The sequence below is a fragment of the Shewanella sp. MBTL60-007 genome (assembly GCF_019654915.1).
Taxonomy (GTDB): Bacteria; Pseudomonadota; Gammaproteobacteria; order Enterobacterales; family Shewanellaceae; genus Shewanella.
In genome coordinates this window covers 1-10,522 of the sequence record NZ_BPET01000095.1, presented here as the reverse complement: position 1 = coordinate 10,522, position 10,522 = coordinate 1, and the positions used below count along the sequence as shown (strand labels likewise).

The 10,522-nt window shown below is 45.7% G+C and carries 5 protein-coding genes; all 5 read left to right on the top strand.

Annotation, left to right across the window (positions count from 1 at the left end; all coding sequences use genetic code 11):
- Positions 1 to 519: 519 nt before the first annotated feature.
- Positions 520 to 1,572 (top strand): porin, encoded by a 1,053-nt coding sequence (locus K5Q92_RS22775; RefSeq protein ID WP_220771125.1) that lies wholly within the window; start codon positions 520 to 522, stop codon positions 1,570 to 1,572.
- A gap of 32 nt (positions 1,573 to 1,604) precedes the next feature.
- The gene (locus K5Q92_RS22770) at positions 1,605 to 4,859 is read left to right on the top strand and encodes an ExeM/NucH family extracellular endonuclease (protein WP_220771124.1); all 3,255 of its coding nucleotides are present in this window, start codon (positions 1,605 to 1,607) and stop codon (positions 4,857 to 4,859) included.
- Positions 4,860 to 4,933: 74 nt separating this feature from the next.
- Positions 4,934 to 7,573: an endonuclease gene (locus K5Q92_RS22765; RefSeq protein ID WP_220771123.1), complete on the top strand. Its 2,640-nt coding sequence runs from the start codon at positions 4,934 to 4,936 to the stop codon at positions 7,571 to 7,573.
- A 166-nt stretch (positions 7,574 to 7,739) separates the two neighbouring features.
- A complete protein-coding gene (ushA, locus tag K5Q92_RS22760; protein ID WP_220771122.1) occupies positions 7,740 to 9,473 on the top strand; it encodes a bifunctional UDP-sugar hydrolase/5'-nucleotidase UshA in 1,734 nt (577 codons plus the stop codon).
- A gap of 292 nt (positions 9,474 to 9,765) precedes the next feature.
- Positions 9,766 to 10,440 carry an NAD(P)H-dependent oxidoreductase gene (locus K5Q92_RS22755; RefSeq protein ID WP_220771121.1) on the top strand — a complete coding sequence of 225 codons (675 nt, stop codon included), beginning with the start codon at positions 9,766 to 9,768 and terminating at the stop codon, positions 10,438 to 10,440.
- Positions 10,441 to 10,522: the final 82 nt, after the last annotated feature.

Below are 10,522 nucleotides of genomic sequence, written 5' to 3'. Positions count from 1 at the left end.
TTACTATGAACAGCGCATTTTCTGGCTTGGGTTGCTAAAGTCTTGCTGACATCCTCCTGTTGTAGCAGATAAATGATTAAAATTTAGTTTTTTTAGAAAAAAATCTCTTTGATTTTCATATCATTTTATACAAAAAAACACTCACCAATGTTCTGACCTAAGTGCCTGATTCTCTAGGCCATAAGAACACCAAGCCACCACCCTGTTCTCCACCGCAACCAATGAGGCTTCATTTTTCTTTATTTAACAAATGCTTATACGTTTCAAATGTGATTAACCCTTCTTTTTTTTGTTACAAAATTCTGCAACAATCGCGGCGAACGTTAATGGAAATTAGCGGCAATATTACAAATTAGGGGTTGCTCCATGGAATATGTAACAAGTATATCAACAGTTTCGTCATCGAACTCTCCACCCACCTGACTACCCATAAGCTTTAGATATTACTAATAAACATTTTTAATTTTGAGTTTGGCCTTCAAATATAGGCTGACAAATTACTAATCGGAAGTAACAGCAATGTTAAATAAATCAACGATTGCGATCGCTATTGTCACTATGCTTAGTGCTGGTTCAGTGAACGCTGTAGTGTTAGAAGGTGAAAGTCAAGGTGACCATGTTCGCTTATATGGTGAAGTGGGCGTAGGGGGTCATTTTGATACTCATGCAGATTACAACCACGATGAGTTCTACGATACCAAGGGCTACGTAGATGATAGCTTTGCGACTCTGGGAGTAACAGGTCAACGTCAACAATTCACTTATCGTCTAGAGCTAGATTACCAACGCCGTAATTGGCTTGGTGGCGACGGTGAGTTCGAGTTGGCCATCGACAAATTGTACGTAGGCTATCTCTTTACCGAACAACAGTGGATCGAGCTCGGCTTGACCGATACAGCATTCGACGATTACGACCACTTCGGTGATTTCACCTTCAACAAGTCCATTGAAACCGGTGAAGCAGGTGACCAAGAGAATACCGTTAAGTACCAAGCTAAATTTGAACATCTGATTTTTGGTGCTTCTTACTCATACGATGGTGAACACAAGAGCGGTGCGCTGCAGGGTGACATCATTAATGGATACATGGGGTGGATGTCTGATCTGCTTTCTGTCGTGGTTGGCGTAGAAACTCGAGGCGGCTCTAACGGCGTCAGTAAATATGGTGAGCAGAAACTAATTGGTTTAGGTGCACGCCTGAAACTAATGCCTGAATTCTCTATTGGTTTGAATGGCTTTTTAGAAGATGAAGACTTGTCTACACGTAAGAGCGGTGACGTGCATTTAGATTATCAAACCTTCCGCAACACCGGGATAACGGTCAGTGCCAAATACGACCTGAATGAACACTGGGAAATAATCAGCTCCTTAAACCACGAAGAATATGAAGGTTGGGATCTGCTCGGTCCGAACTACGACTACTCTGAACTGCCACCTGAGTACGGAAAAGAGCGTCGTTGGGCCAGCTTAGGTTTTAACTATCGTCCTGCTCGCGACATTGTGCTGTCTTTAGAAGGCCGAGTTGGCGAAGCCCCAGAAGCAGGCTACGCATACGTGCGTATGTACTTCTAGTCCTAATTGAATTCAATTTTATAGAGTCTACTATGAAGAAAAGTTTCCTATCGCTGGCCATTGCCAGCACCATCAGCATGGGCGCCTACGCTGGCGTTGAAGACTTGCTGATCACTGAAATGACCCAAAGTACCGATGCGAATATGGGCACGGTTGAAATCACTAATACAGGCTCTGATGCCTTCACCTTCACTGATGACATTACAGCTTACCAACGCTCTAGCGGTAAATACGACAACCAATTGCTTAACGCCGATGCTAAGCCGCTGTTGACTGGCCAAACGCTTGCTCCTGGCGCTTCTATGGTGATAGTTAATAGCAGAGCCAGTGAAGAATTTCGTAATGCCATTACGACTCAAGGTGGCACAGTTGTTATCTCTACCTATGACAGCAGCAATAAGTACAACAACCTGTTTATGACAAGTGATGACGGTTTCTTCCTGAAAAATGGTGATACCGTTATCGATCGTGTTGGAGCCGCGAATGAGACTAGCAAGTGGGCTCCAAATACCACTTTGCGTCGTAAAAAAGCAGCTGATGGCAACAATCCAGCTCAATCAGGCACTTTCGATGCAACCAAGTGGCAGAACATCTTACCAATGAGATTCGATGATTTAGGAAAGTCAGAGCTGCCCGCCGCTGATGCTGAAGACATCATGGACATCTTCACATGCCCAACTGATAGGAGTGAAATTAAGTCTCCTAGCGAAGTCCAAGGCACAGGCTTTACCTCACCTTTAATTGCCGAAGGCAAGACAGAATCAGATGAAAAAGTGGCCGTAGAGGGGATCGTCTCAGCTAAGGTATCTATTCCTAATGAAGGTTTCTATCTTCGCAATATTGCCTCTGATAACAATCCAGAGACTTCCGATGGCATCTTTGTTAGCTCTAGCGCTGCGGGTGCTCTAAAAGTAGGTCAGACAGTTTGTATTGGCAGTAAAGTAGCTGAATTTGAAGGTCAGACTCAACTGTCTGCAGACACGGCATTTAGCTGGAACGTTACTGATACTGACATCTTAACTCAGCCTACCGATATTGAGGTTATTAGCGCTGATAACGGCTCTTTCGATAAGACGTTGGAGCGTTACGAAGGAATGTTGGTTAACCTGCCTACAGATCTAGATCCTCAGACTGATGGCGACCAAGATATGCGTATTACTCGCAGCTTCAGCTACAACTACCTGTTAAGTAGCAAAGGGCATAACCGCAACAATATGGTGGCGGCTTATAAGCGTCCTAACTTGCAGCCCAACCATTTGAATGTTGCGGGAAGCCCTGAGTCAAAGGCGGCCTATGAGCAAAACAATGACTATCGTTTAGTGATTGAAAGTGCCACTAAGTCCAACGGCACCGAGTTGCCTTATTACGCTGGTTTTAACAGTGATCCACACACTAACTATATCCGTATCGACGATAGTTTAATTAACGCGCAGGGTGTGATCAGTCAATATGAAACTGAGTTGATCCCAGGCACTGATAAGTATGATCAGGACTACAGTCTGACTATAACCAACCAGTTAACTAGCGATAATTTTATTCACAATTTACCGCGTACAGAGACACCAGATCTGCAAGATACTGTGGCTGATGATGATTTTGCTATCCGCATTTCTAGTCAGAACCTGTTTAACTTCTTTAACTCTCCTTTCGGTGGCGACAACAACAATTTTGGTCAGAGCCGAGGCGCAGATAGCTACGATGAATACATTAACCAGAGAACCAAGCTGGTAGAAATTATTCGTGCGCAGGACGCCGATGTCATGGCGCTGATGGAGATTGAAAATAACGGTTTTGGCGATGCGAGTGCCATTGCTGAGATTGTAAATCAGGTCAATATCCAGTATGTGGATGAGAGGCCTCAGGATTACAATGGCCCTAATTCTACCGAGAACCGTTATGTGTTTGTTGGCTTTGACAACAATGGTAATCAAATGTTGGATAACCTTGACGCCATTGGTTCTGACGCTATTGCTACAGGCATCATATATCGACCAAGTAAGATGAGCATTGAGCGAACTCGCGTTATCCCAATGCCTCAACAGAAAGCGCCGACCATAGTGAACGACTTAGGTGAGGTGATCAAAGATCAAAACGAGGAAATTCTAGAGAACGGTCAGAACTACCACCGTGACGCCTTGGTTGTAACCTTTATCGTTAACCAAACAGGCAAGCGCTTGACGCTAGCTGTAAATCACCTTAAGTCAAAAGGCTCTACTTGTTGGGAAGAATGGCAAGGTGTTGAGTTTGGTAATGCTACAACCTGGAACAACCGTACAGCGCCAGACCTTGACTACCAAGGGTCTTGTGCTGAGTTCCGTGTAGCCGGTGCCGTGCACTTAGGTGAAGAGATGGAAGACGTTCCTGGGGATAAGATTATCCTTGGTGATTTAAACGCCTACGGTAAAGAAGATCCTGTATTAGTTCTTACCGAGAACCCACGCAACAAGACTATCGTTACCGCTAGCCACACTTTCCTTGGGCCTAAGCCTCAGTTTAACGAAGATGGCTCTCCAGTCATCATCACTAAAACTTATGGTTACATCGATATCGTCGGTGAAAAGCTAATGGAGAAGGGTAAGACGCCTTGGAGTTACTCTTTCAGTGACGAAATTGGCTCGCTTGATCACATCTTGATCTCGCCTTCTCTAAAAGACCGAGTGATTGATGCCACTGACTGGCATGTTAATGCTGCAGAGACTGGCCTGTATGACTACCAAAACCGCTTTAAAGGTACCATCGACGGTACTGGAACCCATAAGTTCTACAAAGAGGATATATATCGCGCATCAGATCACGATCCAGCACTGATTACCCTGAGCTATAAGCCTGGTGATGCGGACGCTAACGTGCCTCTGAACCTGCCAAAGCTGAGAAAGCTAATCAAAGTTCCTTACCAGATCCCAACAGGTATTACGACCCAAGCTGGTGATGTCGCGACCGTGAAAATGAGTCCTGATGATGATGAACAGCGTTTAGACTTGAGCCAAATGGTGCTTCCTAATGTAGTCCTTTCTGATGACACCACAGCCTTGGTCAATTTCGAGGTCTTTGGTGCGCCTTCAGCTCTCTACAATGTGACCGTAAGTCTAAAGCGTGACGGCAAACTTGTAGAAGGATCTGAGCAATCTTTCCTAGCGAAGGTATCTAACCGCGACTCCTTGATTGCTGACATTGTAGAAGAAGAAAGCGATCACACAGGTGGTGACGGTAGTGCTGGCAGCAGCGGTTTCATCAGCTTGTTATCCCTGTTCGGGCTGGCAGCAATGCGCCGTCGTCTTCGCAAATAAGCGTTGTTCTCAACAATGAAGCGCCTGCTTTCGGGCAGTGCGCTTCCCTTAAAAGATTCAAAAGAGATAACATTATGAGAATTAAAATAAGTGCAGTTGCCACAGCGACTGCCATGTTTTTGGGCACCCTTTCCACCGCCGCCAATGCTAATCTAGTTATTACTGAGTACATAGAAGGTAGCAGCAGCAATAAAGCGCTAGAGATATCCAATGTAGGCGGCAGCACCATAGATCTGGATGCCAACGTTTACAAGCTAAGCCTTTACTTCAACGGCAAAACGACAGTTGGAAAGACTGAAACGTTGAGCGGCACACTGGATGCCGGTAAGAGCATTGTCTACCACAACTCTAGTGCCGGCGATGGCTTTAAGGTCGGCACTGCATCTGAGATTACCTGGTTCAATGGCGATGATGCCATTGTGTTAACCAAGGATGATGCCGTGATCGATCGTTTTGGTAAATTGGGTGAGGACCCAGGTTCAGCTTGGACCGATGCAAATAACCCCGATTTCTCCAGTGCTAATAAGACGCTTCGTCGCAAAACCAGTGTTACCACAGGTGATACCGATGCTGGTGCAGCCTTCCCAAGTAATGACCAGTGGGTAGTGTTTGATACTGACACGTCTGATGGCCTTGGCTGCACAGGTGAAAGCGCTTGTAGCGCAGAAGCCACTCCAGGCTTACTCTTGATTACCGAGTATGTCGAAGGCAGCAGCAGTAACAAAGCGATTGAAATCTCCAACGTAGGTGGTACAGCCATTGATCTGGATGCCAATGTTTACAAACTGACGCTATTTGGCAACGGTAAAACAGATCCAGGTAATACCGAGACACTGACGGGCACTCTGGAGCCGGGAAAGAGTATTGTTTTCCATAATGCTAGTGCAGCTGATGAGTTCAAAGTAGGCAGCGCTTCTACCGTAACATACTTCAACGGTGACGATGCTCTGGTATTAACCAAAGACGATGTGGTTATCGATCGCTTCGGTAAGCGTGGTGAAGATCCAGGCTCTGCTTGGACTGATCCAAACGATGCAAATTTCTCCACGGCGAATAAGACCCTACGTCGTAAAGACAATGTCACTACAGGTGACACTGTTGCCGAAGCCGATTTCCCTGGAGCCAACAACCAGTGGGCTGTATTCGATGTCGATACCTCTGACGGTCTTGGTTGTGCTGGTGAGAGTGCCTGTGATGGCTCAGTTACACCTCCAGAGCCTGAGCCAGAAACAGGTCCTTGCACTAATTGCGAAACTCTGACTCCGGTTGCCGACCCTACTACATTCAACGCTGAAATCTATTACTCTGATGTATTAAGTGGCGATTTTTCCAATGCTGATGAGCTTAAGAACGCCTTGTCAGTCATCATTGCGAAAGATCACAAGTATCTGACCTATAAGCAGGTTTGGAGCACACTGACCCACGCTGACCAAGATCCTGACAATGATAAGAATGTTATTGAGATCTACACGGGTGCCTCTATTTCTAAGTACGACAACCAAACGAGTGGTAGCGGTGCTGGTAAGTGGAACCGAGAGCACGTTTGGGCCAAAAGCCATGGTTTCCCTAGCGACACTCAATGGGGCTATACCGATGCCCACCACCTTCGCCCCGCAGATCCTGGGATCAACACTGCACGAAGCAATAATGACTTTGGTGCGTGTAGCGACACTGGTGAAGAGGTTCTATTCAACGGTCAAGGTACGGGTAACTACCTAGACAAAACTACGGACTGCTGGGAGCCTCGCGATGAGGTGAAAGGCGACGTGGCTCGTATGATCATGTATATGGATACTCGTTATCAGGGTACCGATACAGCTACAACCAATATGCCTGATCTAATTGCAGTTGATCGCCTAACGACTACTGCCGAGGATAGCGAACCGTTAATCGGTACGCTTTGTACTCTGTATGCTTGGAATAAGTTAGACGCTATTGATAGCTACGAGCAAAACCGTAACAACCAAGTATATAAATATCAGGGTAACCGTAACCCCTTCATTGACCGCCCTGAGTTAGTGCAGCAAGTGTATGGTGCAGCCTGTGGCGACGATCCAAACCCTGGTTTGATAGTCGAAGGTGATATTGTAACTCCTGAGAGCGTAAATGAAGGGGCTGCATATACCATCGATGCATCTGAAATTACAGCTGGTGAAGGTGTTGCTCTTACGTACAAGTGGGAGCAGATTGTTGGTGAAGAAAAAACCCTTGTTGGCGACAAGGCGATGTTGTCTCTGACTGCGCCAATGGTTAAAGCGGACGAGGCTTTGAACTTTATCTTGACCATCAGCGACGGTGCTTTGGAAACAACTAAAGCTGTTAGCCTGCTCGTGACTAACGTGCCTCTGACTTTAGATGTGACGTTTGCTGGCAACACTCAGCTGACTGAAGGTGATGAAACGTCTATCACAGCGACTGTTGCGGATGCTCCAGAGGACACGAGCTACAGTTGGAAGCAGGTATCTGGAAACACGGCAGTGTTTACCGCTACAGGCCTGACACTTAATGTAACCGCACCTAGCGTAAGTATTGATCAAGTTCTTGTGTTTGAACTCACGGCAACCGTTGACGAAGAAAGCGTCAGCAAGTCTGTTAGCATTGAGGTGAAAAACACCGAAGAAACTGGTTGGACTAAGCCTGATGGGGCGGGTAGTTTAGGTGGCCTTATGACTCTACTGCTACCTCTAATGTGGTGGCGTCGCCGCCAAGGCTAATCATCAGTTAAGCCTATAAAAAGCAGCACTGGGAGCGCTCTGAGTGCTGCTTTTTTAACTTTACAGACGTTGTCTACATCTCGCCTTTTGCGCGTTGAATTCAGAATTAGAAATCAGCCATTAGGGCAAATGACAACGATTATCTGAATCATTTTGAAGGATTATTATGAATACTTCACTCCGTCCTTCTAGCCTACTTCTTACCGGCTCAGCTATCGCTCTAGCGTTAACATTGAGCGGCTGTGGTAAGGAAAAGGTGGAAGAGCCACCTAAGACGACAGCATCTATCGCCTGTCAAGCTGCTGGTGATGACTGCAAGCGCTTCACCTTGCTTCATACCAATGATCACCACGGCCGTTTTTGGCAAGGCTCTAGAGGTGAGTATGGTATGGCCGCGCGAAAAACCATTCTCGACCAAATTCGCAAAGAAGTCACAGAGCAAGGGGGGGAAACGTTACTGCTCTCAGGTGGCGATATTAACACTGGCGTACCAGAATCTGATCTGCAAGACGCCGAACCTGATTTTATCGGCATGAACCACCTTGGTTATGATGCCATGGCCGTCGGTAACCATGAGTTTGATAATCCATTAACGGTCATGGATAAGCAGAGAGGCTGGTCAAAATTTCCTTGGTTATCGGCCAACATCTATCGCCAAATAGATGGTGAATGGCAACGCTACTTCGAACCCTACACGTTATTCGAGATTCAAGGCTTGAAGCTAGCCGTAGTTGGCCTGACTACCGAGCATACTGCTGAGATAGGTAACCCAGAATTCGTTAAAGATCTTAAATTCACTTCTGCTCAAGCGGAGGCCAAAAATATTTTGGCAGAGTTGGAAGAGAAGCATCAACCGGATCTTGTTTTTGGCCTTACCCATATGGGTCACTATGAAAATGGTAAACATGGTAGTAACGCGCCCGGTGATGTTGCTCTTGCTAAAAGCCTAAAACCCGGCCAGATCCAAGCAATCATTGGCGGACATTCACAGTTGCCAGTTTGTATGGAAGGCGACACTGGTGAGTACGTAGAAGATTATGGTCGAGATGAGCCTTGTAAGCCTGATCGTCAAAATGGCACTTGGATCATGCAAGCCTACGAGTGGGGCAAGTTCGTTGGTCGCGCCGATTTTGAATACTATGGCGGTAAGCTACATTTGGCAAACTACGAGTTGGTACCGGTGAATACGGAAACCAAGTTTGGTTCTTACTATCCTCCTCATATGCTAACACCTAAGGATGAGGAGACTCTTGAACTGCTTCGCCCTTATCAGCGTAATGGACAGCTGAAGTTGAGAGAGCAGATTGGCGTTGCAAAGGCGGACTTCATTGGTAAGCGTAAGGTTGTTCGTTACCAAGCTACGCCTCTGGGGATGATGATTGCGCACGCTCAAACTCAGCTTCCTATCCCCGCAGATTTTGGGATCATGAACTCAGGTGGTATTCGCGCCACCATAAAAAAAGGGCCTATTCGCTATCGTGATGTGCTTAAGGTGCAGCCTTTTTCTAACAGTGTAACGGTGACTGAGATGAACGGGGCTGAACTGAAGAAGTATTTGTCTAGGGTTGCGCTTAAGACTCGTGGCTCTGGAGGCTTTGCCCACTTCAGCGGCATCAAGATGATTGTTGACTGTAAAGCTAAAGATGTCGACATCAAAACTGTTGGAGGCAAGCCATTCAAACTCACTGATAAATATCGATTTACCCTCCCTAGCTATAACGCTGCGGGTGGTAATAAGTATCCCAAGTTGAAGGAAAAGGCGAGAGACACAGGCTTTATTGATGCAGATATGCTTTATCAATTCATCAAAAAGCATGACACACTCGATCCTGCCAACTATGACAGAGCTAAAGATGTTCGCTATATCAACTCCAGAAGTTCTGATGGCTGTGGCAGTTAAACTTATCAGTTAATAAGATAATACCTGAAGCCTAGAAACAGAGCCCAACCTGTCTATGGGGCATACGCTATGGATTCATCATCGTATGCCCTAACTAACTAACTGCTGTGAGCATTCAGTAACTTAACAATATCATGTGCAAACTCTATATAGCTAAAGCGACACAATAAACGCTCATTACCAAAATAATTTTGATAATAAATCAATATGTAAACACTATTTCCATACTTAAGATACAGGTAGGATAGCAGCCACTAAATTATTGTTTCCCATGCCACATTAGGATACTAAAATGACTCACCCAATTATTGCCGATCTTGAAAGTCGTTACACCACAAAACGTTATGATGCTTCTAAGCGTATTCCTCAAGCTGATCTTGATGTGATCTATCAAGCAATGAACCTTTCGGCTTCATCTATTAATTCACAACCTTGGAAGTTCATCGTAATTGAGAGCGATGAAGCTAAGCAACGTATGCATGATACGTTCGCCAACAAGTTTCAATTTAACCAACCTCATATTAAGTCTGCATCGCACATTGTGCTCTTCGCTCACAACCCTAAATACACTCGTGACGATTACGCCAAGGTGATTGATAAAGGTATTAACGACGGACGTATGGGAGCTGAAGATAGAGAGCAGGCATTTGCTGCCTATGCTTTCGTAGAGCTGAATACAGATGAGGCTGGTAACAATGCTGCTTGGACCAAATCTCAAACCTATTTAGCCTTAGGCAATACACTACATACCCTTGCTCGATTAGGAATAGACTCCACCACAATGGAAGGTGTTGATAACGAGTTAATCGGTGAAATCTTCAAAGAAGAGTTAGGTGGTTACCAATGTGATGTTGCTCTGGCCATGGGTTATCACCACAGTGAAGAAGACTATAACGCTGCGCTACCTAAATCACGCCTTGCTCTGAGGGATCCCCTCATAATTTCCCCAAAGCACAACCATGTTTGAATAGATTTTGAGCAAGCAGGGTTGCAGCCGCGAGCAAGTCTTCCCTCGTTATTGTGTAGCCAGAATGCCGCAAAACTTCCAT